23 protein-coding genes are annotated in these 26,848 nt (G+C 55.1%); 18 read left to right on the forward strand and 5 right to left on the reverse strand.

The window, feature by feature from the left end:
• Window positions 1–669 precede the first annotated feature (669 nt).
• From Q0796_RS01115 to Q0796_RS01155, 9 genes are all read left to right on the forward strand, one after another.
• The gene (locus tag Q0796_RS01115; protein WP_298439439.1) at window positions 670–1,776 is read left to right on the forward strand and encodes a M14-type cytosolic carboxypeptidase; all 1,107 of its coding nucleotides are present in this window, start codon (window positions 670–672) and stop codon (window positions 1,774–1,776) included.
• A 121-nt stretch (window positions 1,777–1,897) separates the two neighbouring features.
• Window positions 1,898–2,371 (forward strand): J domain-containing protein, encoded by a 474-nt coding sequence (locus Q0796_RS01120; RefSeq protein ID WP_298439377.1) that lies wholly within the window; start codon window positions 1,898–1,900, stop codon window positions 2,369–2,371.
• Window positions 2,372–2,449: 78 nt separating this feature from the next.
• The gene (locus Q0796_RS01125; protein ID WP_298439378.1) at window positions 2,450–3,157 is read left to right on the forward strand and encodes a hypothetical protein; all 708 of its coding nucleotides are present in this window, start codon (window positions 2,450–2,452) and stop codon (window positions 3,155–3,157) included.
• An 89-nt stretch (window positions 3,158–3,246) separates the two neighbouring features.
• Window positions 3,247–4,623, forward strand: coding sequence for an HlyD family type I secretion periplasmic adaptor subunit (locus tag Q0796_RS01130; protein WP_298439381.1), 1,377 nt, complete (start codon window positions 3,247–3,249; stop codon window positions 4,621–4,623).
• Window positions 4,624–4,637: 14 nt separating this feature from the next.
• A complete protein-coding gene (locus tag Q0796_RS01135) occupies window positions 4,638–5,963 on the forward strand; it encodes a TolC family outer membrane protein (protein ID WP_298439383.1) in 1,326 nt (441 codons plus the stop codon).
• 2 nt (window positions 5,964–5,965) lie between these two features.
• Entirely contained in the window at window positions 5,966–6,568 is a 603-nt protein-coding gene (locus tag Q0796_RS01140) for an OmpA family protein (protein ID WP_298439385.1), read from the forward strand.
• A 10-nt stretch (window positions 6,569–6,578) separates the two neighbouring features.
• Window positions 6,579–7,238, forward strand: coding sequence for a transglutaminase-like cysteine peptidase (locus Q0796_RS01145; RefSeq protein ID WP_298439387.1), 660 nt, complete (start codon window positions 6,579–6,581; stop codon window positions 7,236–7,238).
• Window positions 7,235–9,166, forward strand: coding sequence for an EAL domain-containing protein (locus tag Q0796_RS01150; protein WP_298439389.1), 1,932 nt, complete (start codon window positions 7,235–7,237; stop codon window positions 9,164–9,166). The genes Q0796_RS01145 and Q0796_RS01150 overlap by 4 nt, the downstream gene beginning before the upstream one ends.
• Entirely contained in the window at window positions 9,163–11,289 is a 2,127-nt protein-coding gene (locus Q0796_RS01155; protein ID WP_298439391.1) for a type I secretion system permease/ATPase, read from the forward strand. The genes Q0796_RS01150 and Q0796_RS01155 overlap by 4 nt, the downstream gene beginning before the upstream one ends.
• 100 nt (window positions 11,290–11,389) lie before the next feature.
• Here the strand turns inward: Q0796_RS01155 and Q0796_RS01160 are convergent, their stop codons facing one another.
• Window positions 11,390–11,740, reverse strand: a complete 351-nt coding sequence (locus Q0796_RS01160; RefSeq protein WP_298439393.1) for a DUF805 domain-containing protein — start codon at window positions 11,738–11,740, stop codon at window positions 11,390–11,392.
• Window positions 11,741–11,956: 216 nt separating this feature from the next.
• Here Q0796_RS01160 and Q0796_RS01165 point away from each other — a divergent pair, with 216 nt between their 5' ends.
• Window positions 11,957–12,328: a VOC family protein gene (locus Q0796_RS01165; RefSeq protein WP_298439395.1), complete on the forward strand. Its 372-nt coding sequence runs from the start codon at window positions 11,957–11,959 to the stop codon at window positions 12,326–12,328.
• Between the two features lie 111 nt (window positions 12,329–12,439).
• On the forward strand, window positions 12,440–12,586 hold the full coding sequence (locus Q0796_RS01170; protein ID WP_298439397.1) for a hypothetical protein: 147 nt from the start codon (window positions 12,440–12,442) through the stop codon (window positions 12,584–12,586).
• 104 nt (window positions 12,587–12,690) lie between these two features.
• Here Q0796_RS01170 and Q0796_RS01175 read toward each other — a convergent pair whose 3' ends face one another.
• A complete protein-coding gene (locus tag Q0796_RS01175; RefSeq protein ID WP_298439399.1) occupies window positions 12,691–13,857 on the reverse strand; it encodes a ricin-type beta-trefoil lectin domain protein in 1,167 nt (388 codons plus the stop codon).
• Window positions 13,858–14,257: 400 nt separating this feature from the next.
• Between Q0796_RS01175 and Q0796_RS01180 the strand changes: the two genes are divergently transcribed.
• Window positions 14,258–16,207, forward strand: a complete 1,950-nt coding sequence (locus Q0796_RS01180) for a methyl-accepting chemotaxis protein (RefSeq protein ID WP_298439401.1) — start codon at window positions 14,258–14,260, stop codon at window positions 16,205–16,207.
• Window positions 16,208–16,339: 132 nt separating this feature from the next.
• A complete protein-coding gene (locus tag Q0796_RS01185; RefSeq protein ID WP_298439403.1) occupies window positions 16,340–16,837 on the forward strand; it encodes a hypothetical protein in 498 nt (165 codons plus the stop codon).
• 38 nt (window positions 16,838–16,875) lie between these two features.
• Here Q0796_RS01185 and Q0796_RS01190 read toward each other — a convergent pair whose 3' ends face one another.
• Window positions 16,876–17,409, reverse strand: coding sequence for a dihydrofolate reductase (locus Q0796_RS01190; RefSeq protein ID WP_298439404.1), 534 nt, complete (start codon window positions 17,407–17,409; stop codon window positions 16,876–16,878).
• Window positions 17,410–17,488: 79 nt separating this feature from the next.
• Between Q0796_RS01190 and Q0796_RS01195 the strand changes: the two genes are divergently transcribed.
• The gene (locus tag Q0796_RS01195) at window positions 17,489–18,049 is read left to right on the forward strand and encodes a TetR/AcrR family transcriptional regulator (protein WP_298439406.1); all 561 of its coding nucleotides are present in this window, start codon (window positions 17,489–17,491) and stop codon (window positions 18,047–18,049) included.
• A 28-nt stretch (window positions 18,050–18,077) separates the two neighbouring features.
• Here Q0796_RS01195 and Q0796_RS01200 read toward each other — a convergent pair whose 3' ends face one another.
• Entirely contained in the window at window positions 18,078–18,953 is an 876-nt protein-coding gene (locus Q0796_RS01200; RefSeq protein WP_298439408.1) for a LysR family transcriptional regulator, read from the reverse strand.
• Between the two features lie 137 nt (window positions 18,954–19,090).
• Between Q0796_RS01200 and Q0796_RS01205 the strand changes: the two genes are divergently transcribed.
• Entirely contained in the window at window positions 19,091–19,459 is a 369-nt protein-coding gene (locus Q0796_RS01205) for a nuclear transport factor 2 family protein (RefSeq protein WP_298439410.1), read from the forward strand.
• Window positions 19,460–20,236: 777 nt separating this feature from the next.
• Here Q0796_RS01205 and brnQ read toward each other — a convergent pair.
• The gene (brnQ, locus tag Q0796_RS01210; protein WP_298439412.1) at window positions 20,237–21,556 is read right to left on the reverse strand and encodes a branched-chain amino acid transport system II carrier protein; all 1,320 of its coding nucleotides are present in this window, start codon (window positions 21,554–21,556) and stop codon (window positions 20,237–20,239) included.
• A 368-nt stretch (window positions 21,557–21,924) separates the two neighbouring features.
• On the opposite strand from brnQ, the gene Q0796_RS01215 reads away from it, so the two are divergent.
• The 3 genes from Q0796_RS01215 (at window position 21,925) to Q0796_RS01225 (ending at window position 26,141) form a co-directional block, all read left to right on the forward strand.
• Window positions 21,925–22,629, forward strand: coding sequence for a methyltransferase (locus Q0796_RS01215; RefSeq protein WP_298439414.1), 705 nt, complete (start codon window positions 21,925–21,927; stop codon window positions 22,627–22,629).
• Window positions 22,629–23,861: an ATP-dependent RNA helicase SrmB gene (gene srmB / locus Q0796_RS01220; protein WP_298439416.1), complete on the forward strand. Its 1,233-nt coding sequence runs from the start codon at window positions 22,629–22,631 to the stop codon at window positions 23,859–23,861. The genes Q0796_RS01215 and srmB overlap by 1 nt, the downstream gene beginning before the upstream one ends.
• 108 nt (window positions 23,862–23,969) lie before the next feature.
• On the forward strand, window positions 23,970–26,141 hold the full coding sequence (locus Q0796_RS01225) for a hypothetical protein (RefSeq protein ID WP_298439418.1): 2,172 nt from the start codon (window positions 23,970–23,972) through the stop codon (window positions 26,139–26,141).
• Window positions 26,142–26,848 lie beyond the last annotated feature (707 nt).

Below are 26,848 nucleotides of genomic sequence, written 5' to 3' on the forward strand. Positions count from 1 at the left end.
AGGATTAAATCTGCGAACCCCATCACAAATACCCACCCCAAAGCAAAACAATCTTGCCAGACACCTCACAATTTAGTGTCACTTGCGGCTGCACCAAAACCCCAAAGCCGATCAAGATCACAGTTTCGATTGAGCCAAATTCATGCTTGCCTCACCTTCCTCATCAAGCACAAGTACAAGTAGTGACAAAAAACAAACAATCAATAAACATACAGCCCACAGCCCCCGCAAACACTAGCATTTAACAATTCAACGGCGAATTTCACATTAGAAAATCTATTCTGGACAAGGTGGTTTTTCTCGTTTGTTCGCGTCGGTGCAGATCGCTAATATTCACCCCGTCGAAATTAACCCAGTCCAGCTCGCCCAACTGTTTGCTGAGCAGGACAATACTTTACGGAGCTCATTATGAAGCCAATGTTGAAAGAATTGACCGCACTGTACATTCGTAGCTTTAAAGAGCTGTCCAAGAATGAAGTGAAGTAAACGCCAACACGCGTTCACACAAAAAAGCCGAGCCAAATGCTCGGCTTTTTTGTGCCTGTAGCAAAACCAGCACAGCCGCTGCTTTCGCCCCTGCACGGCAACCATTGCCTTTAATCTAACGCCGCTCCACTATTAGCAGTCTTTACTCCCACCGAAGGACTGCCCGTGTACATCAATCACGCCATGGACAGCGGCAATATCGAAGTGCTGTCGTGCACCGATGCCAGCGATATCCGCCTTAACATCGTTGCCGATCACAACACCCAAAAACATCAATGGTTTCACTTCAGTCTGCATAACGCAGCCGCGCAGCTGTGTAACCTCACGTTCGACAACGCCAGCAGCGCCGCCTACCCAAGTGGCTGGCAGGATTACCGTGCCGTTGCCAGCTACGATCGCGAAACTTGGTTCCGCGTTGATACCGATTACATTGATGGCAAATTGGTGATCAATCATCACGTTGAAGAAGATCTGATCTACTTCGCCTACTTCGCGCCCTACACCACCGAGCGCCACCGAGATCTGATCGCCAACTGCCAAGCCGCCGCAGATGCCACCTACCTAGGCTTAGGCCAAACCTTAGATGGCCAAAGCATGGATCTGCTGCAGATCGGCTGCCCCAGCCCAGAGAAAAAAGTGTGTTGGTTGATCGCCCGCCAGCACCCTGGCGAAACCATGGCACAGTGGTGGATGGAAGGCGCCTTAGCGACCTTGCTGGATGATGGCAACGCCATTGGCCAAGCACTGCTGGAACAGTGCGTGTTCTACGTCGTGCCAAACATGAACCCAGACGGCAGCCGCCGTGGCCACTTGCGCCACAATGCCGCAGGCACCGATTTAAACCGTGCTTGGCGTAATGCCAGTCTCGACAGCAGCCCCGAGGTGTATCTGGTTCGACAGAAGATGGAGCAGACCGGTGTCGACTTCTTCTTAGATGTGCATGGCGATGAAGGGTTGCCATACAACTTTATTGCCGGCAGCGAAGGGATCCCCGATTGGAACCCACAACGCCAAGCCCAACTTGATGGCTTTAAGCAAGCGCTGGTGGCGGCCACCCCTGAGTTCCAAACCCAGTTTGGTTACCCGATTGATGATCCCGGCCAAGCCAATCTTGATATCGGCAGCAACTTTGTTGGCCAGCATTTTGGTTGTTTGTCGATGACCTTAGAGATGCCGTTTAAGGACAACGCCGATCTGCCAAGCCCACTGTATGGCTGGAGCCCAGAACGCGCCACCGCACTGGCCCAACCTTGTTTGCTGGCACTGCTACGCACCCTGCCGCAGCTCTAATTCCCCCTTATTACTGCAAAGGCGCCGTACTGGCGCCTTTTTTATCGTTCACATTCTGCGCCCCTCACTTTGCTGCAGCTTGCATATACTCAGTGCATCAAGCGACTGTCATGGAAAGGCAATGCTGGCGATCATCGCAATTCTTACCGCGCTGCTGGCGCTGATCATCATCGAGCTAAAATGGCGCGAGCTGGCTCTGCGGCTGTGCCGCAGTGAGCGACAACAGCAGCAGTTGCAACAGGCGCTGGCTCAAGCAGCCAAACAGCACCGGGCAACGCTCGCCTCGGTGCTGCAGCAAAACCAACATCCCGTTAACACCCAATCGCCTTGCCGCAAGCCCGCTTTAACGGCAGCAAATGGCGCAACATCGGCGCGCCGCTCAACGGCCCCCACTGCAGCGCCGCCGCTGACCACCGCCGCACTGCAGCGCAGTCTACGCACTCTGGGCTTTGCCACCTTGCCAAATCGACAGCAACTTAAGCAGCGAATGCGCCGGCTGGCACGGCAACACCACCCAGATCATGGCGGCGACAGCAACACCATGATCCGCATCAACCGTGCCTATCAGCAGCTAAGCCACCGCCAACAACGATAATTTTTTAAGCTAACCACTGGACATAAAAACAGTATTTGCGCTATAACTGCAGAACTGTATATCCATACACCTTGGCTTATGTCTACCTTTCAGATCCGTCAACAAACCGCACCACACTGGTTATCAACCCTTGGCCAGCAATCGGTCGCTCTGGCGGCGTTTTGTTTGGCCGACAATAACCAGCCATTGGCGTCGTTACGCAGCCACAATCCCGGCTCGGCCCACAACGCTTGGCTAGAGCTGTGCCCAAACCACGGTTTTGCCAGTATTTTTAGCGAACTGTACCGAGTGATGCAGCTGGATCGGGAATGCTTTGCCTTGTGCAATGCGGGGCAGATTGGGCCGTTGCAACTGATGGCCCAAGCGGCCGGCTTTCGCTTAGGGCCACTGCGAGTCGCGCAACTCAAAAACCGCCGTGGCAACTGCACGCAACGCTATCTGCTGCATTTTCGTAAAGGACGGCCACCCGCCCATTGGCGCCAACAACAGCAGCTGTTTGAACTGCCCTTAGCAGCCGAGCACGCCATGCCCCACGGCTTATTCGAGCCCATGCTGCAACAGTTCAGCCAACCCGATGAACTGGTCGTTGATCCGTTCATGCTCGACAGCAGCATCGCCACCGCAGCCTTGCAAGCCCAACGCCGCTTTGCCGGTGCCCAAGCCGATGGCGATAAATTTGCCCTGTTGAAGCAGCAACTCGATGCCTTGCCCGGTGCCACCGAACTGATGCGCCAAGATCAACTCGGCACCCACGCCGATCCCAGTGGCCAGATCCCACTGCTGTAGTAAGCGAACCAGCCGCCCTTAGTAACAGAAACACCAAGGCTTTTTTCTTGCTCTACACTTTGCTCATGAATCCTCACGGACGAGAGCTCATGAGCAACAGTTCCCCTCCTATCGGCCCCAAAAAGGACGATGCCAATTTCATCAACGACGCCCAGATGGCCTTATTGATTGAATCCCCCAAGGCGGGCCGCTACCTGATGTGGTCCATTGTACTGTTTCTGCTATGCGCGGTGATCTGGGCCAGCCTCAGCGAGCTGGATACCGTTACCTCGGGCGAAGGCAAGGTGATCCCCTCTTCGCAGATGCAGGTGGTGCAAAACCTCGAAGGTGGCTTGCTGGATCAGCTGCTGATCAAAGAGGGCGAAGTGGTCAGCGCCGGTCAACTGCTGATGGTGATCGACGACACCCGTTTTCAAGCGGATTTCCGTGAACGAGAGCAACAGCAACTGGATCTGCGCGCCCAAGCCGTGCGCCTGCAAGCCGAGCTCAACACCGTATCGATCAGCAGCAGCGACAACATCGTGATCCGCCCCAAAGCCCTAACCTTCCCCAGCGATTGGCCAAGCAGCAAACAAGCGATGGTGGCGCGCCAGCAGGCGGGCTATAACGAAAGCATCAACAACATTCGCAACCAAGTGCGCCAGCTGGAACAGCAAATCAACCAGCGCAAGCAAGAATACTTAGAGGCTCAAGCACGACTCACCAACCTGCGCCAAAGCTATCGCTTAGCCAAAAGTGAATACGATCTCACTCGGCCTTTAGCCGATGAAGGGGTGGTGTCTCAAGTTGAGATCCTCAAGCTAGAGCGGCAAACCAACGACACCCTGCGGGAGCTGAAAACCGTTGAACTGCAGCTGCCGGGGCTGAAATCCGGCACCAACGAAGCGGTGTTTCGTCGCAACGAAGCGATCAGCGCGTTTCGCAGCGACAAACAGACCGAGCTAAACCAAGTGCAAGGGGAATTGGCTGCCATGGATGAACGGCGCATCGATTTGGCCGACAAAGTGCAGCGAACCCAGGTGCAATCGCCGGTTTCAGGCATCGTGCAGAAAATTCACATCAACACCGTCGGCGGCGTAATTCAGCCCGGCGCCGATCTGGTCGAGATCGTCCCCAGCGACGATAAGCTGCTAATTGAAGCCAAAATCGCTCCGCAAGACATCGCCTTTTTACGGCCAGGCTTGGATTCCATCGTCAAGTTCAGCGCCTACGATTTTACCCGCTACGGCGGCCTGCAAGGCCAGCTTGAACACATCAGCGCCGACACCATCGTGGATGAAGAGGGCAACGCCTTTTATCTGGTCCGAATTCGCACCGACGCCAACTTTATTGGCAACAACCAACAGTTCGCCATTATTCCCGGCATGACCGCTTCGGTTGACATCATCAGCGGCAAACGCACGGTGCTGGATTACATCACCAAACCGGTGCGGGTTGCGTCGCATACCGCCCTGCGCGAACTTTAACAAAAGGACTTGCCATGATGACAAGGATCGCCCTTTGGGTGGCACTCACCGTAAGTGCCAGCTTGGCTAACGGCTTAGCCGCAGCAAGTACCCGCACCTTAGAACAGGAAGTTGCCCATACCATCAGCAGCAACCCACTGATCATGCGCGAATTCAACCAACTGCAAAGCCGCAATCAAGAGATCCGCGAAGCCTACAGCGGCTATCAACCCAGCCTCGATCTGGATGCGGGCGCGGGGTATCAAAAGATCGACAACGACACCAATAAGCTCACCGGCAACGACGAGTACGATCCTTGGGATGTGTCGCTAACCCTGCGCCAGTTTCTGTTTCAGGGGTTTGAGATCAGCGAAAACGTCAACCGCACCCGCGCTGAAGCGGAAGCTCAGCGCTTTAAGCTGTTGTCTGATGCCGAAGATCTGGCCCTGCGCGTTGCCGAAGTGTACTTAGCCCTGCTGCGTACCGAGCAGATCTATCGCCTTTCACGCGGCAACCGCGATCGCCACCAACAGATCTACCACGACATCAACCGCCGCACAGAACAAGGCATTGGCACCAGCGCCGATCTTTCCCAGATAAGCGCCCGCTTAGCCCAAGCCAACAGCAACTTATTGGCCGCCGAAAACAACTGGCAAGACGCCAAAGAGGAATACCTGCGAGTGGTTAACCAACTGCCCAGCGGGCAGATCCGGCCGGAAGTCGACGCCAACTACCTGCCCAGCACCTTAGACGAAGCCATTGGCACTGCCCGCGCCACCAACCCCACCATCAAACTGGCCAGCGCAGACATTGATGCCGCCAGCGCCGAGCGCGAGGTTGCCAAAAGCAACTTCTACCCCGAACTCTACCTCGACGTAAAGCAAACGTGGGAAGAGGAAACCGGTGGCCGTTTAGGGGATCAAGAGGATTTCAGTGTGATGCTGCGGCTGCGGTTCAATCTGTTTAACGGCTTTGCCAATCACGCCGAAGTAAAGCGCTTGGCCTACCAGATGGCCGTTGCCAAAGACATTCGCGACGACAGCATTCGCCAGCTTGATGAAGGCACTCGTCTCGCTTGGAACGCGTGGCAATTTACCCATCGACAATTGGGCTATTTGCAAGGCCACGTGGAAGCCGCCCACCAAACCGCGCAGGCCTACACCAAGCAGTTTGATATTGGCAAACGCACCTTGCTGGATCTGCTCAATACCGAAAATGAACTGTTTGATGCCCGCGTCGCTTACCTCGATGCGGAATACGCCGAAATTGAAGCCAAATACCGAGTGCTGAACGCCAGTGGGGTGTTGTTAGATGCCCTGCGCGTAACGGTCCCTGAACCTTGGCAGCAAAGCAGGAGATAACCATGCCACATCGTCTTAGTTATGCCCTTGGGCTGCTACTGCTCACCAGCCTCAACGGTTGCAGCTGGCAGGCACAACCACCACCGCTCGCTCAACAGCGTTACGATTTGCTGGATATGGATGGCGATGGCGTGATCAACCAGCGGGACAACTGCGCCAGCACCCTGTCCGGCGCCCAAGTCAGCAACGAAGGGTGCCCCAGTGCCCTCACCCGCACCACCTTAACCCCAGCCGTGATTCTGTTTGATAACGATCAAGACGTGATCCGCCCCAACCAGCAAGCCACAATCCGCACCGCCATCCGCAAGTTAAAAAACGATCCGGCGATGATGGTTACCCTTGTGGGGCACACCAGCTCTACCGCCAGCGATCAATACAATTTGGCGCTGTCGCAGCGACGGGTGCAAGCGGTCGAGCAGGCTTTACGCCAAGCGGGGATCGCCAGCAACCGCATTAGCGATGATTACCGTGGTGAACGAGAATTGAAATACCAAGGGGAACAGGAACTCGCCCATAGCCATAATCGCCGTGTTGAGATCCGCTACCACAGTAAAGTGACTCAATCGGTCATGCGTTGGCATATCTACAGTGTGGATAGGTTGTAAGGCGCTGCTGATGGCCATCACTGTTGCCAGCACCACAGCAGCGGCCGCCGACTCGCTCACGGAACAAGTGGTGAGCCGCTATGGCCTAGCAGCTCAACAGCGGCTGCAACAGTGGCAGCAAGCGCTAACGGCCATGCAATCGCTGCCACCAGCGCAGCAGCTGCAGGCGGTAAATCGTTTAGCCAACAGCATGGCGCAAGTGACCGATCAACAGCTGTGGGGCCAAACCGATTATTGGGCCAGCAATGCGGAATTTATTGGTGCCGGTGGCGGCGATTGCGAAGACTTCAGCATCGCGAAGTTTCATGCCTTGCTGCAATTGGGGTTTAACCCTAAGCAGCTGCGGCTGGCCTATGTAAAAGCCCAGCAACAGCAGCAATACCATGTGGTGTTGGCCTACTACCCCAAGCAACAAGCGGTACCGCTGCTGTTGGATAATTTGAACCCCAATATTTTACCGGCGGATCAGCGCCCGGATCTGATCCCCGTATTCAGCTTTAACGCCGCCCAGTTATGGCTGAACGTAAACCGTTACGACCAGCAGAGCGTGGGCGACATTAACGACTTCAGCCTGTGGCAAAAGGTGCAGCAACGGCGCCAACCCAAGCAGCCCTTGCTGGATTTACCCTTTACTCCTCTCCCCCAGCCCCAATTAGGAAACCAACAATGAGCCTATTTCGCCAGTTGCTATCCCTCTTCGTTGGCAGCTTGTTGGTGATGACTCTGCTGATGGCCTTTGCCCAGCTCAGTAGCCAGCGGCAGTTCATTATGCAGCAACAGCAGCTGCAACTGTTCTCTAGCCTTAACAGCATCGCCCTCAGCGTGAAACCGCTGATCCAACTTGGGGATCAAGCGCGGCTCGACGCCACCTTAACCGCCTACTTTGATTCCGGCCAGTTTCAATCGTTGCAGATCACCGCCCCCGATGGCAGCAGCATTTGGCAGCAGCAAAGTGGAGCCAATCAAGCCAAGGTGCCCCTGTGGTTCCAACAACTGCCGCTGTTTGAGGCCATCACCGTTACCCAACAGATCGAGCTGCAATGGCGCCCTTTGGCCAACTTTAGCCTAACCGGCGATCCCGGCTTGGCTTATCAGAACTTATGGCAATCGATGCTTAATGTGGTGGCCGTGATGTTGGCGGTGATGTTGCTGTGTGCCGGCCTGCTGGCACTGCAATTGCGGCGTTTAACCAAGCCTCTGGCCACCATTTGCGCCCAAAGCAACGCCATCAGCCAACACCGGCCTTTGCCCCCATCGGAGCAAGGGGCCAGCACCACCGAATTTGCCCAAGTACAGCAAGCGTTCACCATCGTTGCCGAGCACTTTAATAAGCTCTTTAACGAACAAGCCGAAGAGGCGCAGCGGCTGAAACACGATCTGTACACCGATCCGCTGACGGGCATTGGCAACCGCGAATTGATTGAAGCGCAGATTGACCAATGGTGCCATCAAGGTACCCCTGGCGCCCTCGCCTTGCTAACGGTGCCGCTGCTCACCGAGATCAGCAACGATCCCGAGCAATACCAATTAACGGTGCAGCAGCTGCAACAACAGATGCAAGATCTGCTGCCGCAAAACACCGCCTCGACCCTGGCCCGCTTAACCACAACCGAGCTGATTTTGTTGGTTACCGAACTGAACCAAGATGAGTTGGAACCGGTATCCCAGCGGCTTAGCCAGTTGCTCAATGAGATTGGCGTTGATCCTCTGGGGCTCAGCCAAGGCAATGCAACCGTTGCCATGCTCTATAGCCAAAAACCCAGCCACCGCAGCGACATGTTCACCCGCGTTGATAAGCTGCTGTTAGAGGCGCAAGAGCACCCTGCTGGGCAAGCGCATGTGCAGCTGCATCAACAACAGCAAGCCACCTTAGGGCGCAAGCAGTGGCTGAAACAGGTAGAACAGGCAATCCAAAAGCGCACCATCGAATTTAACCGCCAAGCCTGCATCACCCTCGACGGCGAACTGCAGCACTACGAATTGTTCTGCAAACTCAACCACGGTGGTCAATTCTTCGCCGCCAACGCCTTTTTGCCCGCGCTGGAAAGCCTAGGCCAAACCTGTGCCTTCGATCGCTACGTAATTGAACAAGCGATAGAGAAGATTGAACAGGAAGATCTGCAGCCGCTGGCGATTAACCTGTGCGTTTCCAGCTTGGCCGACAGCGGCTTTATGCGTTGGTTGCAGCGCACCATGAAGAGCCACCAACACCTGCAAGGCAAGATGATTTTCGAGATCTCCGAAGCGGCGCTGTATCGCCAACGAGATCAAGCGGTGCTGGCTTGCGACATCATCGACAGCGCAGGGTTTGGCTTTGGCATTGATAACTTTGGCCGCTACTTAACCGACATCCAATATCTGGCTGAGCTGCCGCCGCCGCGTTACGTCAAATTAGACATGCTCTACAGCCAAGAGATCGACAATGAAAACCAACGTGGGTTGTTGATCTCGCTGTGCCGCACCGCCCACAACTTCAATTTAAAAACCATCGCCACCAACATTCAAGATTCCGAGCAGCTCAGCCTATTTACCCACCTGCACGTTGATGGCGTACAGGGGCTGGTGTCGCAAACTTGGCAAGAGGTACAAACCCTATGATCGATCCCATCATGCAATGTTTGGTGTACCTCTCGCGTCAGCACGGTTTGGCGAATTCCCCCGACGCCCTGCGTTCCGGTTTGCCACTGCAAGATGGCCGCCTAACGGAAGCCTTGCTGCACAAAGCGGCCGAGCGCGCTGGCTTAAGCTGCCGCCAAAGCCAATATGAATTAGCGCAGATCCCCGACCAAGTGCTGCCGGCGATGATGTTGCTGCACGACGGCAGCGCCTGCATCGCCTTGAGCTTTGACGAACAACGGCAACAGTTGCTGATTGTCGAACCCGAAACGGATCTGAATCAGCGCTGGGTTAGCCTAGACGATTGGCAGCAACACTACCGCGGCGATCTGTATCTGTTTAAAAAGCTGTTTCAACACGACGAGCGCAGCGCCGACATTGAGGATCACAGCGGCCACTGGTTTTGGTCAACCCTGCGCCGCTCCCACAGCATCTACCGCGATGTGCTGATCGCTTCGATCTTGATCAACCTGTTTGCGTTAGCGGTGCCGATGTTCACCCGCTTGGTGTACGACAAAGTGGTGCCCAATTTGGCCTTCGAATCGCTGTGGGTGTTGTCCAGCGGCGTGATTGTGGTGCTGCTGTTCGATCTGGGCATCAAGATGTTACGCACTCACTTTGTCGATCTGGCGGGCAAAAAATCCGATCTGCTGCTGTCGGCCAAGATCTTCAGCAAGGTGATGGGGATGCGAATGGAATCCAAGCCGCCGTCGGTTGGTGCCTTTGCCCGCCACATGCAAGAATTTGAGTCGATCCGCGATTTTCTCACTTCGGCCACCATCGTCGCGTTGATTGATGTGCCCTTTGCGCTGCTGTTTTTAGTGGTGATCTGGATGATGGCGGGGCCGCTGGTGCTGGTGCCGATTGTGGTGGTTACCGCCCTGCTGCTGCAAAGCGTGCTGATCCAACGCAAGCTGCGCGACAGCATTGAGCAAGGCTCGAAGCTGTCCAGCCAAAAGCACGCCACCTTAATTGAATCGTTAACCGGCTTGGAAACCTTAAAACGCTTCAGCGCCCAAGGGCAGGTACAATTTAAGTGGGAGCAAGCGGTCGCGCACATGAGCCACTGGAGCCTGAAAACCAAACGACTGACCGATTGGGTGCAAAACAGCGCCAGCAGCGGCCAGCAACTGGCGTCGATTGCGATGATCATTTTGGGGGTGTACCTCATCGCCCAAGGGGATCTGACCATGGGTGGCTTGATTGCGGCGTCGATGATCAGCGGCAAAGCGATTGGGCCGCTGTTGCAGTTGTCGATGCTATCGATGCGCTACAACCAAGCCAAAGGCGCGTACGCCATTTTGCAGCAGCTGATGGCGATGCCCGACGAGCAACCAGACAAAAAGCGCTATCTGCATCGGCCCGTGCTGCAAGGCAATGTCGATTTCGATGACGTTTCAATGGCCTACCCTGGCAGCGACAGCTTGGCGGTAAAACAACTGAGTTTCAGCATTAAAGCGGGGGAAAAGGTGGCCGTGATCGGCCGCATTGGATCGGGAAAAACCACCATTGAGCGATTGCTGCTGGGGCTGTATCAACCCAGCAGTGGCGCCATTCGTCTCGACGGCAGTGATATTTCCCAGCTGCACCCTGACGATCTGCGCCGTAATGTCGCCAGCGTGCCGCAAGATCCCGGCCTGTTTTATGGCTCCATTCGCGACAACATCATTTTAGGGCGCCCCCACGCCGACGACCGCAGCATCTTACGCGCCGCCAAACGGGCCGGGGTTACCGAATTTTCAAATCTGGATCCCGCCGGGCTCGATCGGCAAGTGGGTGAAGGCGGACAGCAGCTCTCGGGGGGTCAACGCCAAGCCATTGCCATCGCTCGGGCGTTGCTAACGGATCCGCCCATTTTGCTGATGGATGAACCCACCAGTGCCATGGACAACCGCAGCGAAGCGGCGATCAAACAGCAGTTGGCGCAGCTGGATCCCGAGCAAACGTTGGTGCTGATCACCCACAAAATCGGCATGCTGGATGTCGCCGATCGGATTGTGGTGATGGACAGAGGCCGCATCGTAACCGACGGCCCCCGCGAGCAAGTATTGCAACAACTGAAGTCCGGCAAGGTGCGAGCGCCCCTAACCAAGGTGGCTGGCTAAGCGCCCCCAATCACGGTCACCGCCAATCACGACTCTGGCCAAAGGGGAAACACAAAAACGGCGCAGCAAATGCTGCGCCGTTTCGCCGTGCTAACCGCCATTAGGCCGCTGTGGCTGCCTTAGGGTTCGGCCCATACTCGTTATCACCTTGGCTGTCGAAACAGAAGAACACCAGCAACACCAGTGCGCCGATCAGCGGCACTAAAAACAGCAGCATCCACCAGCCACTGCGCCCAGTATCGTGCAAGCGACGAACACCAAGGCTGATGCCTGGGATCAGCGTCAGTAAGGCAAAGACTGAAGTGAGAATGATGCTACCAAGCATCATATCTACCAGAGCCAAAACGACATAGGTAATGAAATAAAACAGGTAAAACATCCAGTAATCTTTACGTCGTGCTCGACTGGAAAAATCAGCAAACTTTTTAAAGCCATCAATAAATTGGTTCATCTTCATTCCTTAAATTAAAACCCAGAGGCTAACCCTGCTGCCATCAAACGCGGCATCGTACCCGCTGAGAGCGGCCAAAATATGTTAATTGATACGGTCGCGCAAGTGTTTGTAACCCATTGCGAATGTAAGACAAAGACGTTTGTTTTCGCTCATTCTAGTCCCAGCAAAATAATCGCTTCTATTATCTAGTTAATTCATAACAGGAGCAGACTTATGGAACTTGGCGCCTTTTCAATCAGCTTGGCCGTAACCGACATACGCGCTTCTTTGGCGTTTTATCAAAAGCTTGGCTTTGCCGTCTTCGGCGGCGACATCAACCAAAACTGGCTGATCATAAAAAACGGCCCCCATGTGATCGGGCTCTTTCAAGGCATGTTCGAGCGCAACTGCCTTACCTTTAATCCCGGCTGGGATCAGCACGCGCAAGCGATCGATCCCTTCACCGATGTACGCCAACTGCAACGGCAGGCCGAGCAACAGGGGCTGGTCATTCAGCACCGAAGTGGCGACAGCAACCGTGGCCCCGGCAGTTTTTCACTGCTTGATCCCGACGGCAATCCACTGCTGATCGATCAACACCGCTAATTTGCCCTCGCCCAATCCCAACCTAAAGCGCACCACAGCCTCTGGCTGCTGTGCAAGGCGGCAACTTCGGCTATGATGTGCCCATCCACGGATTTGGTTAGATAAAACACTATGTTTAGCAAGATAAAACACTGGTTTGGGCAACGCACCAATCACGAACAGGTCGCGATTGTGGCCGCCATCAGCGTGGTGCTGGTGATTGGATTATTTTATGTGGCGTTAACCTTGGGCGTTGCGGTTGCGAAGCTGTTTTTATAACCGCGGCACAATCCGGATACGCCGATAAAACACAGCCCCAAGCGCGACCGCGTCAGCGGATCATGGTTGGGGCTGTGTTGGTTTTAAAGGTTAGCCGCGCTGTATTACGGCGCCAGCACAAAGGGTTCGGTGCTGCTGCCATCCGGCACGGTCATCGCCAGTTGCTGCAACTGCGCGGTAACCCCAAGCTGCTGTCCCAAGGCGTATACGGGGTAGTCCCAATTGGCCGGCACATAAAGTGGCGCAAAATACTCGCTCATGCCGTAGGGCACATTGGTGCCGTGATCGTAGCCTAAGTTATGGCTCTGTTCGTGGGTAATGGTGGCCATGTTGCGGGCGATCTTACTGTGCTGCTGATAGTTGGTTTCAATGTTGCTGTAGATCGCCGTCGACAAACTAAAGTAGCTGCCATTGGCGGTGCCGTTCGCCCCCTTGCTGGCAACCCCTTTGACGTAAACCGGTTTCAGGTTATCCCGAAACTTAAGCCACACCGATTGCGGCGTAACCTCGCCTTTATTAATAATTTTGTAATTACTGAGCACCATGTCGCGAAACGCGGGGGTGCGCCACACTTTCAACAGTCGCGGCAAAATGGTGGCAAAGGCGCTGCGACGTTCGTCACTGAAGTTCTTCGTCACTTGCAAGGTTTTGACAAAGAAGTTGTGGGCGTACACGTCGGTTTGCCAATAGGGCACGCTGTCTTGCTGGCCATCGTAATCGGCATCAAAGTGCAGCTGGTATGTCAGTGGTAAGGTGCGGTAATCCAGCTTGGCCAACAACACCGCCCCCTCCTCGGCCTGCCACTGTTGATCGGCTCCGCCATCGCAATGCCACAGTTCAATGCGATTGGGTTGTGCCGAGCTTTGTCGCCCCTGGGATAGGCAATATTGGCCCAGGCGTAACTCGCCACTGTGTTGCCAATTCAGCTGCTGCAGCGGCGAGCTGTCGTCGCAGTGCTTAAACATCAGATCCGCCCCTTTGGCGATGGCGTTCACCCCCAAACACAGCTGGTTGTTTTGCTGATTACTTAAGGTGTTGCCACTGGCCACAAACACCTGCTGCATGCCGCTTTCGCCCTGACTTTGCTGACAGCTGCGACTCAGCAAGCGGCCATCCTCTTTCAGCTGCGCGGATTGCGACGAAAGGCAAGCGTCGGTGCCATTGGTTAATACCAGCCGTGGCGGAAAATGCTGTTGGCTCAGTTCACTGGCGCTCACACTGATGCTGGCAAAGACACACAGCGGCAGCAGTAATTTGGTGGTTATTGTCATCGGTTTCTCTTGGTTTTATTTGAATTGCGTCGTCATCATCAAACCAAGTTCAATATCAGCACAAGCCTTTTTAAATATGTAGATTGAATGCCCTTACCGTAACGAAAATAAATTGGCGAGCGTCAATTTACTGACCGTTTTAAGCGTTATTTTTGAATAAAAAACGGACACCTTGGGCGCAAATAAACCACTTTCAAAAAATGAGACCCAAGGCAAGAATATAATTCACAGGAAATTGAGCCAGATCACGTAAATTTAATTCATCTAATTTGCACCTTTGCCGCTATTACTCAATGATCAGCCCTCTATCTGGTTAGACCAATTAAAAAAGCAACTAGCACAATAGTGCGAAAGGTGAACGATGAACTGGATCAAAAATCTGTCCTTAAAAACGAAATTGATGATCGTATTCTTACCTACGGCCTTAGCCTGTTTTGCCGTGGGTGGCGTTTACCTGCTGAATAAATTGGAGCTGCGGCAACAGCTGCAACAAGGGGTGCAGCTGTCACGGCTGGCCTTAGTGCAAAGCCAACTGGTGCACGAGCTGCAAAAAGAGCGCGGCGCCAGCGCCGGTTTTCTTGGCTCGAATGGCAATCAGTTTGCGAAAAAAATGCCCGCCCAGCGCAGCAACGTCGATCAGCAAATTGATAACCTGCAGCGGTTCTTGCGCAACAATCCTCTGCCCAACCGATTCAATCGTCAGCTCGACACCATTCAAGCCGAGCTGGATAAGCTGCATAAGCTGCGCCGCCGCATTGATGGCTTGCAGATCAGCGTGAAAGAGGAAGTGGCCTACTACTCCAATCTAAACCAACAGTTATTGGTGGTCGTAGATCTGATTGCCATGCAAAGCGCCGATCCACAGATCGCCATCAATGCCGCCGCCTATGCCGCCTACTTGCAGATGAAAGAGCGCGCTGGCATTGAGCGCGCGGTGCTGAGTTCCACCTTCGGCAACCCGCAATTTAAGCCGGGAATGTTCCTCAAGTTTGCCAACTTGGTGTCTGAACAGAACAGCTACCAAGAGCGTTTCTTGGCGTTTTCCCCAGTAGCCCTACGCAATGATTACCAACAGTTGCTGCGCTCGAATGCCCAGCAACAAGTGGAGCAGTTCCGTCAAGTCGCCTTCAAAGCCATGCCAGAGCAACTGGCAGCGCAATCCGCCGAACAGTGGTTTGCCACCTCAACCGCTCGCATTGATCTCTTAGCTCGGTTTGATACCGATCTGGGCAATCAGCTGATCAACGATACCGAAGCGAAGATGAGCGCCGCCGAACAAAGCTTGCTGATCAGCGCCACCACCATGATTACGGCCACCGTTTTGGTGCTGCTGATCACCCTAATGATTAGCCGCTACCTGCATCACAGCATTCAATCGCTCTACCGAGGCGTGACCCAAGCCCGCACCCAGCTGGATCTCAGCACCCGCATCACCAACGACGGCACCGATGAGCTGGCCCAAGTCAGCCAAGCCTTTAACGAGATGATGGCGCAGTTCCAGCAATTGCTGCACCAAGTGGTGCAAAGCGCCAGCGTGCAAGCGCATGCCGTCAATGAGATTGCCAGCTTAACCACCAAGATGAATCACGACGTGGATCTGGGTTACCGCCAATCGGAACTGGCCGCCTCGGCGATGGCGGAAATGAGCGCCACCGTGGCAGAGATTGCCGATCATGCCGGTAAAACCGCAACGGTTTCGTCGGTAGCCAATCAGCAAAGTCAGCTGGGCAGCAGCGAAATGGGCCACAGCACGGAATCCATCCACCAACTGGCGAACAACATGAGCCAAGCGGAAGGGGCGATCAATCAGTTGGAGCACGAGGTGAGCGGCATTGATGCGGTGCTGGAAGTGATCAACGGCATTGCCGAGCAAACCAATTTGCTGGCGCTGAATGCCGCCATTGAAGCCGCTCGCGCAGGCGAGGCAGGCCGTGGCTTTGCGGTGGTGGCCGATGAGGTTCGGACCTTGGCGCAACGCTCAAAAGAAGCGACCCAAGACATCAAAACCATGACCGACAATCTGCAAAACTCAGCCGCCAAAGCGGTAAGCACCATCGTGAGCGGCAATGCCCAAGCGCAAAGCAGTGTCAGCCACGCCAACAGCGCCCAAACCGGCTTAAACGACATTGTTGCCCACATTCGTGAAATCGACAGCATGAATGAACAAATCGCCACCGCCACCACCCAACAAGCAACGGTGGCTAACGACGTCAGCGATAACGTGGCTAAGATCAGCGAGATCTATCACGCCAGTCAGCAGGTATCGCAACAACTGACTCAACTGGCGCAAGAGCTGACCGCCGACAGCGAAGCGTTAACTCAAGAGATGGCGCGCTTTAAATTAAATTAAGCGCCAACCCAAAAGCACAAAAGCCCTCGCCAAAAGCGAGGGCTTTTTTCATGAAATCAACATCATGGCACCTAGCCAGCGGCGCGGATTCCAGTTAGTTTGAGTAAAAATCATTCATTATTGGAGTCCACCTTGAAAGCCATGTTACTTGCCGCTGCGCTGATCCCTCTGCCTCTGCTGGCCGCAGATCTGACCTCAAGCCAAATTGAACAGTGCATTCGCGACAGCAACAGCTTGCAGCAGCAAGTGGATCATCAACGCCAGCATCATCAGCAGTTAACCCAACAGCAGCAACAGCTTAATGATCAGCATCAGCAGTTACAGCAACAGCAGCAAAGCCTGCTCAAGCAGCAGCAGCGGTTACGGCAATGCAGCGATGGCTGTAATCACATTCAAGCCAAAATTAAGTTGTTGCAGCGCAAGTTCGATACGCTGCAAGCCAGCTATGCCAGCGCCAACCAAAGTTACACCCAAAGCAAAAGCAATTACGCCACGGAACAATTGCAGCGCCAACAAACACTGGCCGAGTACCAAGCGCGGTGCCAACAACATCAGATCAGCGCCGCCCAGCAACAGCAATATTGCCTCGACAACAACAGCGAAACGCCCTTTTGCCGTGGCAGCTTTTAAGCGCCAGCTTGGCGTAACGGCAGCGGCGCACGTGTGAGTTAACGTTGGCGTCGGTAGCGAGTTTGCACCAGCTGTTCCAGCAACACTTGGCTGTGCTCAAGCTGCCACCACAGCGGCTGCGTCAGTTCAGCAAACAGCTGTGGCCCCTGCCCCAACACCACTGGGATCTGCGTAATCGTTAGGCTATCAATGCAATCTGCCGCCAAAAACTGCTGCACGATTTGGCCACCGTCGATATACAAACTGTGGTAGCCCCAGTCGCTCATCTGCGCCATCACCTCGGCAACACTGCCACAACACGGTCGCACCTGCTGTTGCTGTTCCTCCGTGAGCGTTAATGGCCGATTAGTCAGCACCACCACCGGTATACGGTAAGGCCAATCGATGTCCATCGCCGCAACCACATCATAGGTGTTGCGCCCCATCACTATCGCGTCCACGGTGGCGATAAAATCGCCATAGCCCAGATCGTCGCCAGTAGGGTTTGGGGTTTGCTGCAAGAAATCCAGACCGTTATTACCATCGGCAATACGGCCATCCAAGCTGGTTGCAATAAACACATGTTGGCGCATAGAAACCTCTTAATTGTTGCATCAGGGGAGAAATCGATTAAAATTCTACACTGTAGATTTTGTAATTCAAGAGTAGCCCATGACCACACCGCAACGGGGTCGACCAAAAGGTCAACAAGCCAGTAAGTTAAGCTCAGAAAAAATCATTATCTGCGCCGCTGAACTGCTCCAGCAGCAGGGTAAAGTACCCAGCCTGCGCCAAGTCAGTCGCGCGCTTGAGGTTGATCCCATGGCGCTGTATCACTACTTCGACAACAAAGCGGCGTTGCTGCAAGCACTGTGTTTGCAACTATTTACCCAGTTATATCAGCCAAGCGGCAGGGATTTTCGACTGCAGATCCAGCGACTTTGCCACAGCTATTTACAACTGCTTAGCGACTACCCCGGATTATTGGAAACGGTGCTCTCCATGGCCGACAGCGGCCCCGCACAGGTGTTTTGCCAGCGGTTTGAACAAGCACTCGCGCCGCTGAACTTGTCCGCCGCCCAACAAGAAGCCGCCCGCGATCTGTTGGTGGATTACTTGCACGGTTTTGCGTTATCGATGCAATGCAACCGCAGTGGGCAGCCGTTAACCGTGGCGCACAGCAGCGCCGCCATTAACCTCTATCTGGATGGGTTAAGCGCCCCAAACCGCTAAGCTGAGGCCGCCAGCGCCCCGTTGACCACTACAACCGCAGCTGCTGCAATTGCTGCAACAGCGCCGCCACCCGCGCCGGCGGTTGCTGGTAGGCGTGCAATGCATACACCGGCACCGGCTTGCCAAAGTAACCCGCCAGCGCCGGTTGCAGCTGTGGCTGCTGCGCCAGCACAAATTCGGGCAGATACGCTAACCCCGCCCCCGCGGTGGCCAACGCCACCACCGTACTCAAGTTATTGGCCAATCGACTTGGGCTGAATTTAAGCGTTAATTGGGTGTCGTGATCTTGATGCCACAGCTGATGCTGAACCAACCGCCCTTGCCACGCATTCGCAATGTAATGGTGGGTACTGGCAGCGCTTTCACTCACTGCTGGCCGTTGCTGCAGGTACGCTGGACTCGCCACCAGCAGCTCGCGAAACTGGCCGATGCGACGTTGCTTCATGCTGGAGTCCGCCAGCGCCCCCACCCGCACCGCAACATCCAACTGTTGATCCACAATCCCCAAACGCTCATCGGCGGCGATCACCTGTGGCTGCAACTGTGGGTGCGCCTGCAGCAGCGGAGCCAATACCTGCTGCACTATCGGCTCTATCAACGCCTGTGGTGCCGTTAGCCGTACCGATCCACTGAGTTGTTGCTGCTGTTGTTGGGCGTCTTGCCACGCCGCTTGCGCTTGCTGCTGAATGTCGCAGCAGCGCTGATAGAAGGCCTGCCCCGCTGGGGTCAGGTTTTGCCTGCGCGTGGTACGCTGCAACAGCTGCACTCCTAAGGCGGTTTCCAACTGCTTTAAGTGTTGGCTTAATACCGATTTAGACAGCTGCAACTGCTCTGCCGCAGCGGTAATGGAACCACGCTCGACTAAGGCTTGAAACAACATCATCTGCCGTAAGTGATCTTGCATCTGGGTTTCTCTCTTTCCACCGATTGTTTAATTTTACCAAACAATCTTTAAGGATAACCGCCGTATATCTAACAGTAACCACCCACTACACTGGCTTCATCGCTGCTGACCAGCCCGTTACCCTCTTTGGAGCACTTATGAACCATCACAACCTGATCGCCGCCGTTGAACAAGCCAGCCAAGCGTGGCAAGACGCGTTTAATCGAGGCGATGCGGCAGCCTGCGCTGCCCAATACGTAGCCACGGCCACGATGGACGCCCGCCCATTTGGCCATTACCAAGGCCATGCTCAGATCCAAGGGTTTTGGCAGCAGCTCATTGAACAGGGGTTTGCTGAGGTGGCATACCAGCAGGTGCAGCTTGACGTGATCGACGCTAAACACGCCGTGCTTTCAGCCAACTGGACCATGAATAACGCCAGTGGCCAGATCCAACGCGAACTGTGGCAGTTGCAAGCCGACGGCAGCGCCAAATTAGTGGAAGATGAATTTTCAGCCAACGCCTAAGCCGCTCACATTGCGCGGGGCGGCATTGACTTAGGCAAAAAAAAGGCTGTGTACCAATTAGCTGTTGAACTTATTGTGCATGACCCGCTGCGGCATAAAGGTCATTGCCGGGACCGCCCGGCGGCGGGCAAGGGACTCGTCCCTTTGCAATCCCGAGCGCCTCCGAGGTGACGACGGCCCCTCGTTCTCGCCGCATTACGTTACAGCAACGGCCAGATGCGCCATCCATGGCTTAACTGGCCTCTGCGGCATCCTGCCTTCGGCTTTACTTCATCACTGCTGCACTCGGCGTCACCAAGTCGGCAGAAAGTGATCACCGCCAGATGATGACTTAGCCGTGACAGATACGCCGCACCGGCTTTACTGCCGCATCACAGCGTTGAGCGGTGTACTTCACAATGAGGTTGAGCAACAGGATGTGGCGAGTGCATCGCTAAGCCATGGATGGCGCATCGATGCCGTGCCGAATGGCGCAGTGCAAGGAGCGAAAGTTGAGCTGTGCTAAGGCAATGGGATCCCAAAGGGAGAATCCCCCCCTCCCTTTTTTCTACGAGCTAGTGGGCCGTCGCCACGGCCACATCACTACTGCCATTCCCGTGACCACGGCGGTTTCTTGCCATTGCTGAATGCCCCGCCGCTCTGCGCCAACGGGTGGCACGCGGGCTGGCACAGCAAGCGCCAAAAACAACCACGCCCAGCAGATGCTGGGCGTGGTTTATCAAGCGTATGGCATGGGTAGCGATTAACGCCACCGCTGCCGCGCAGGCTGGGCGCGGCTTACTTAGCCGCCGCCAGCTGAGGCTGGTCGCGCTTGTACAGCATGCCAACAATCAGGATCACGATGGTCAGTGGCACCCACGCCAAGTGCTGATCGTACAGCGGCAAGAAGTTAAACAGCTCAACCACTGGCTTTGCAAAGCCCGCGACGTTCAAGGCGCTCAGTACCCCAACCGCCCCCGTTACTGCAATCAGTACGGTTAATACGGTCTTTTGCTGGCTGATCACGCCACGGGCAAAGGCGTACACAATCAGCGCCATCGCCATTGGGTAGATTAAGAACAGCACCGGAATGGAGATCGCAATCAGCTGCGACAGGCCCACGTTCGCCACGATGGTACACAGCACCGCCGTGATCACAACCCAAGCGCGGTAAGACAGCTTTGGCATCACTTCGCAGAAGAACTCAGAACAGGCCGAGATCAGGCCCACTGCCGTGGTCAAACACGCCAAGCTCACTACGCCAGCCAACATCACCAAACCCGGTTGGCCAAATACCTGCACGACGTAGGCGGTTAAGATGGCGCCGCCGTTATCCGCACCGGCCCCCAGTACAGAGCTGGTTGCGCCTAAGTAGAACAGCGAAACGTACACGATGGTCAAACCGGTGGCCGCAATAACCGCCGCAATAGAGAGGTAACGCGCCTGCGCTTTGCGGTCGTCAATGCCTTTACGACGCAGCACATCCACAATCAAGGTACCGAACATCAAGGCGCCTAAGGCATCCATGGTCATGTAGCCTTCCAGAAAACCATTACTGAAGGCGTTGTCTACCCATGGGCCGGTGGCCGCGGCGATTGGATCCTGTGGGTTCAGCACAACCGACGCCGATAAGATCAGCAGCAACACAATCAATGCTGGGGTCAGCACCTTACCGATGATGTCCATCAGCTTGCCTGGGTTCAGCGCCAGCACTAAGGCTAAGGCAAAAAAAGCAACGGTGAACAGCAGCTGGGTGGTGTCGGTGGCTGCAGATAAAAACGGCACCACGCCGATTTCGTAAGCCACCAAGCCGGTACGTGGCGCGGCAAATGCAGGGCCAATGATGATGAAAATAGCCAAGGCGATGGCGGTCCCCACCCAAGCTGGCAGCAGTTTGGTCATGGTTGGGATGCCGCCGCCAATTTTGGCTACCGCGATCAAACCAACCAGCGGCAGACCCACGGCGGTAACCAAGAAGCCAAACATCGCTGGCACTAAGTTTTCACCGGCCATCATGCCCGCTAAAGGTGGAAAAATGATGTTACCGGCACCTAAGAAGAAGGCGAAGGTCATGAAACCGAGACTCAAGGTGTCGGTAGTGGATAATGGTTTGCTCAAAATGTACCTCGTTAGCGGCTTTTTATTATGTACTGGCTATTTTATTGTCGCTCTCACCACAAGGTGTAAATCAAACTGTACAGCTGACTAACTTATCCCGGTGAACTCCATGCGTACCAAGTCGCTACTTTTGCTTACTTTTCCAACTGTTCGCCCTCGTATTTTCGAGAATGTGGCAAATGTTGGAAAAATACCGCCGACTTGATAGATGCACTAATACCAACCCCTAACAACCATTTCAACGACAAAAACCCTGTCACAACAAAGTAAATCATTCGGTTAACATCTTGCTCACCTAAGCTTCACAGCAACGGGGGCGATTTTCTGATAGAGTTGCCCGCCCGAGCGCGTCCAGCATTGGTTTATCAATGAGCTTTACATTTAAGCAGTTTCATATCGATCACCACGGCTGCGGCATGCCCGTCAGTACCGATGGCGTGCTGTTAGGGGCATGGGCCACGCTGCCAAGCCGCGGTTTGATTGCGGACATCGGCACCGGCTCTGGCCTGCTAGCCTTAATGGCAGCGCAGCGCAGCAGCGCCGATGTGGTTGCCATAGAGATAGATTCGGCCGCCGCCACTGCCGCTCAGCGCAATTTTGCCCGCAGCCCGTGGCCAGAGCGCATCGGCCTCTATCAAGGCCCAGTACAACAATGGCAAGGGCAAGTGGATGCGATCATCTGCAATCCGCCCTATTTCACCAGCGGTGCTCGCAGTGAAAAAAGCCAAGGACGCGCCACCGCACGTCACCATGATCAGCTAAGCCACACACAGCTGTTGCAGCAGTGCCAACGCTTGCTAAGCCCACAAGGCTATGCCAGCCTGATCTTGCCGGACGTGGAAGCACAACAGTTAATCGCGGCATTGCCGCAGCATCAGCTGCAGCTACAGCGGCAATGTTTGGTGTACACCACCGCCCGTAAGCCGGTGCAGCGCCAACTGCTGACCATCGGCAAAGTGGCCACACCGTGCCAGCAACATACGCTGTATATCCATCAAGCCGATGGCCAGTACAGTGAGCAATTTCGAGTCTTAACTGACGACTTTTATCTACATCTTGGATCCAACCACTGATGAGCTTTTTAGAATTAGATCTTGATCCGCGGTTACTCAGTGCCCTGGCCAAGGCCGGTTACACTAAACCCACCACCATCCAGACTGCGGTACTAGACCGTGCGTTGGAGCAGCGCGACATTTTGGCCAATGCCCCAACCGGCACCGGCAAAACCGCCGCCTTCTTGTTGCCAGCGCTGCAGCACCTGCTTGACTTCCCACGTCGAGATCCGGGCCACGCCCGCGTGCTGATCCTAACCCCAACCCGTGAACTGGCCGAGCAGGTACGCCAATACGGCGAGCGCCTGATGCGCGGTACCGATCTCACCATTGGGGCCATTGTTGGTGGCCGTGATTACCAGCTGGATGCGGATCTGCTGACCGCCAACCTGGATATTCTGGTGGCCACACCAGGGCGTTTGGAATACTACCTAGAAAGCGAGCGCTTCGACCCACGCCAAGTGGAAATGCTGGTGATTGACGAAGCCGATCGCATGCTCGACTTGGGCTTTATGCCCGTGGTGGAACACATCGCTAACGAAGTGCGCTGGCGCAAGCAAACCATGCTGTTTTCCGCCACCTTGGAAGGCTCTGGCTTAAACCAGTTTGTGCACCGCCTGCTGAACGATCCGATCCGCTGTGACGCCAAGCCGCCACGCAGCGAACGCAAAAAGATCAATCAAAGCTACTACCGTGCCGACGACGCCAACCACAAGTACAAGTTGCTGAAGCGGCTGCTGGCCGAAGAAGAGTGCGAACGCAGCATCATCTTCGTCCGCACCAAAGAACGTGCCGTCCAGCTGAACAGCAAACTGTTTGCCTCTAAGGTACGCATTGCCGTACTGCAAGGTGACATGGCTCAAGGCCAGCGCGATCGCGCTCTCGAGCTGTTTAAAGAAGGCAAGGTGCAGCACTTAGTGGCAACCGACGTGGCTGCTCGTGGTTTGGACATCTCCGACGTCACCCACGTGATCAACTACGATTTGCCGCGCAAAGGCGACATCTACTTACACCGCATTGGCCGTACCGCCCGTGCCGGTGCCAAGGGCAGCGCCATCTCCATTGTCGAAGCCCACGATCACCCGCATCTGGATAAGATCCAGCGCTACGTGGGCGAGCCGATCCGCTACCGCGTTTACGACAGCCTGCGCCCACAATCTAAAGCACCGAAATTTGGCAAAGCCAAAAAGGTGAAGAAGACCAAAGTCAGCGCCGCTAAGAAGAAAACCGCTGGCAAAAAGAAGAAGAAATAGTTCAGCGAGATGAACACTTTGCTAATCGCTGAAGCCGAGGGCTCGTTTCGATGAAACGGGCCCTCATGCTATGGTATTCCCACTAGACACTCATCATGGATGGCCGTTTTGTCTGCTCATCAAAACCAAGGGCTTGATCAGGTGTTAAGCCCACAACAGGGGCAAGGTAAATTCAGCGCCAGCACCTTGTTGTTTATCGGCCAACAGCTGCTGATGATCCTGCTGGTGCTGACCCTGTCAGAATCGATGCTCTACATTAACCAGCAAGACATCAAACAGAAGCTGGCGAATCAGCGCTTCTCTGCCCTGCAGGGCTTCAGCGATCGGATTAACGATGCCCTGCAACAGCAGCAGCTCAATGCGGTGACCCTGAATCAATTTACCCTGTTACCCAGCCTGTTTGAGCAAGACGACCAACAGCTGAGCAACACGCGCAACACCTTAAGCCAGCTGCAGCAGCGGATTGGCTCTTACAGCGACATCGCCCTGCTCGACCGTGACGCCAATGTGCTGGTGCAAGTCGGGCGCGATAAACAGCTGCAAGTGTCTAAACGCGAACTGCAAACCGCCATCAGCGAGCTCGATCCCGACGAGGTGCACCTGTCGCCCATTTTATTGGATGGCAGCAACGGCGAAGCCCACATCTGGACCCTAACTCAGGTTCAGCCCAATCAACGTGGCATCGCCTACCTGTTAACCAATGTCGAACTCAGCACCTTGTGGGCCTCGCTCTACACCGTCAGCTCGGTGGCCAACCCACCGCTGTTCTTGGTGAACCAACAAGGGCAGTACATCAGCCTGACCGACGTTGAAAAACGCGGCAAAGCCCCGCTGGAGCAGCTTTACCCCGGATTTTGGCAATACATGCTGAAAGAGGGCTTTGGTCAGTACGACGACGACAGCGTTAGCACCGTCTTTATGAAAGTGCGCCCCAGCAACCGCGATTCGGTGTACCTGTTCTCCTTTATTGATAGCGAAAAAGACATGGCCGTAGAGAAACGCTATCGCTGGCAGATCCGCGCCATCACCGCCATCGTGTTGGTGTTCATCTTTATCTATTTCTGGCAACAGCGGCGCCAATTAAGCGACCGCCAAACCCGCCAACGCGCCAGCGCCTTAGCCGAGCAGCTGTACCAATCCAACATGGGAGCCATGCTGTTTAACTTGGATGGCTACTGCATCAGCGCCAACAAACAACTAACCAGCCAGCTGGGGATCCCCGCCACGCAACTGCAAGAGCGGCGCTTTAATCGCTTGTTCAGCAGCGACATGCTTGGCATTGATGTGGTGTGGCAATTAACCCGCAGCTCGGGCTACTGGGAAGGCACGCTGCTGCTCACCCAGCCAATGGATTCGCAGCTGCGGGTAAACTTACGCACCATCACCCTCGAACGGGGCGAATCGCTGGTGCTGCTGCGGCTAGAAGAGAGCCCACAACAGCGCGAACAAGCGCTGAAGCTGCGCCATTTTGAACAGCTGTGCGACAGCGCCAGCGGCATCGCCTTACTGGACGCCAACCAACAGATCATCAGCACCAATCGGGCGATGGTGACCGTTTGTAAAACCCAGATGGCGCAGCTGACGGGCCGATCTTGGCTGACCTTATTGCCGCTGAATAACCCCGAAATGAATCAGATCTTGGATACTCAGCTCAGCAGCCGTGGGATCTGGCAAAGCCAGATCTGGATCCGCCGTGGCGACGCGGCCATCTGCCGCTGTTTGGCCAGCATTCAGCTGTCGGAATCCAGCAGCTCGGAAGACAGCTACCGAGTGCTGACCCTAACCCCGATTAACGATCTCAGCCTGTGCAACGACGACGATCTGAACCAACAGTTTAAGCGCGGTAACTTGGGGCAACTGCTGCGGAAAAACCCGCAACAGCAACACGCCTTGATGGTGATCAGCATCGGCAATGATTCCTCCATCAGCAGCTTTGCCGATGCGGATCAAACGCTGTTCCGCCAGCACATGATTTTGCAGCAGCTCGGCGGGGCCCTGCCGCCGGAAGCCGTGGTGGGTAACTTATCCCACCCCAGCGAGATCCAGATCTTGCTGCCGAAGTGGCATCACACCCAAGCCGCGCACCTAGCCGCCAATCTGCTGAAGCTGTTAGACGACGCCGACATGAGCCAGCAGATCACCATTGGCCTCGCCCAAAGCGACATCGACACCAACTGGATCCAGCTGGTGGAAGAAGCCCAAGCGGCACTCGAACGCGCCCGCATGACCGGCCAGCGCTACTGTCAGGCTTACACGCGCTTACCCAAAGAGCCGCGCTAAGCGCCAACCCCACAACCGCAAGCGCCCGCGAATGGTCATTCGCGGGCGCTTGTTATGGTTTGGACGTTAAGTCGTTCGATGACGCCTGCGGCGAATCAAACCTACTTCCCAACAACAACAACAACAACTGCATCAGCATCGATCCCATTCGCCGCGCTTTGGCGTAACGTGACAGCTGCATCACCGTAGGTCCCGTTAGCCGCTCTTTGGCGTAACGTGACAGCCCGAGATATTTCCCAAGCTCTGCCATTGTTCGATGACGCCTGCGGCGAATCAAACCTACTTCCCAACAACAACTGCATCAGCGTCGATCCCATTCGCCGCGCTTTGGCCTGACGTGACAGCCCGAGATATTTCCCAAGCTCTGCCATTGTTCGATTACGCCTGCGGCTAATCAAACCTACTTCCCAACAACAACTGCATCACCGTAGGTCCCATTCGCCGCGCTTTGGCCTGACGTGACAGCGCCAATGCCTTTCCTAAGCTCTGCCATTGTTCGATGACGCCTGCGGCTAATCAAACCTACTTCCCAACAACAACTGCATCAGCGTCGATCCCATTCGCCGCGCTTTGGCCTGACGTGACAGCTGCATCACCGTAGGTCCCGTTAGCCGCTCTTTGGCGTAACGTGACAGCCCGAGATATTTACCAAGCTCTGCCATCGTTCGATTACGCCTGCGGCGAATCAAACCTACTTCCCAACAACA

Source organism: uncultured Ferrimonas sp., from assembly GCF_947489035.1.
In the GTDB taxonomy this organism is placed as follows: domain Bacteria; phylum Pseudomonadota; class Gammaproteobacteria; order Enterobacterales; family Shewanellaceae; genus Ferrimonas.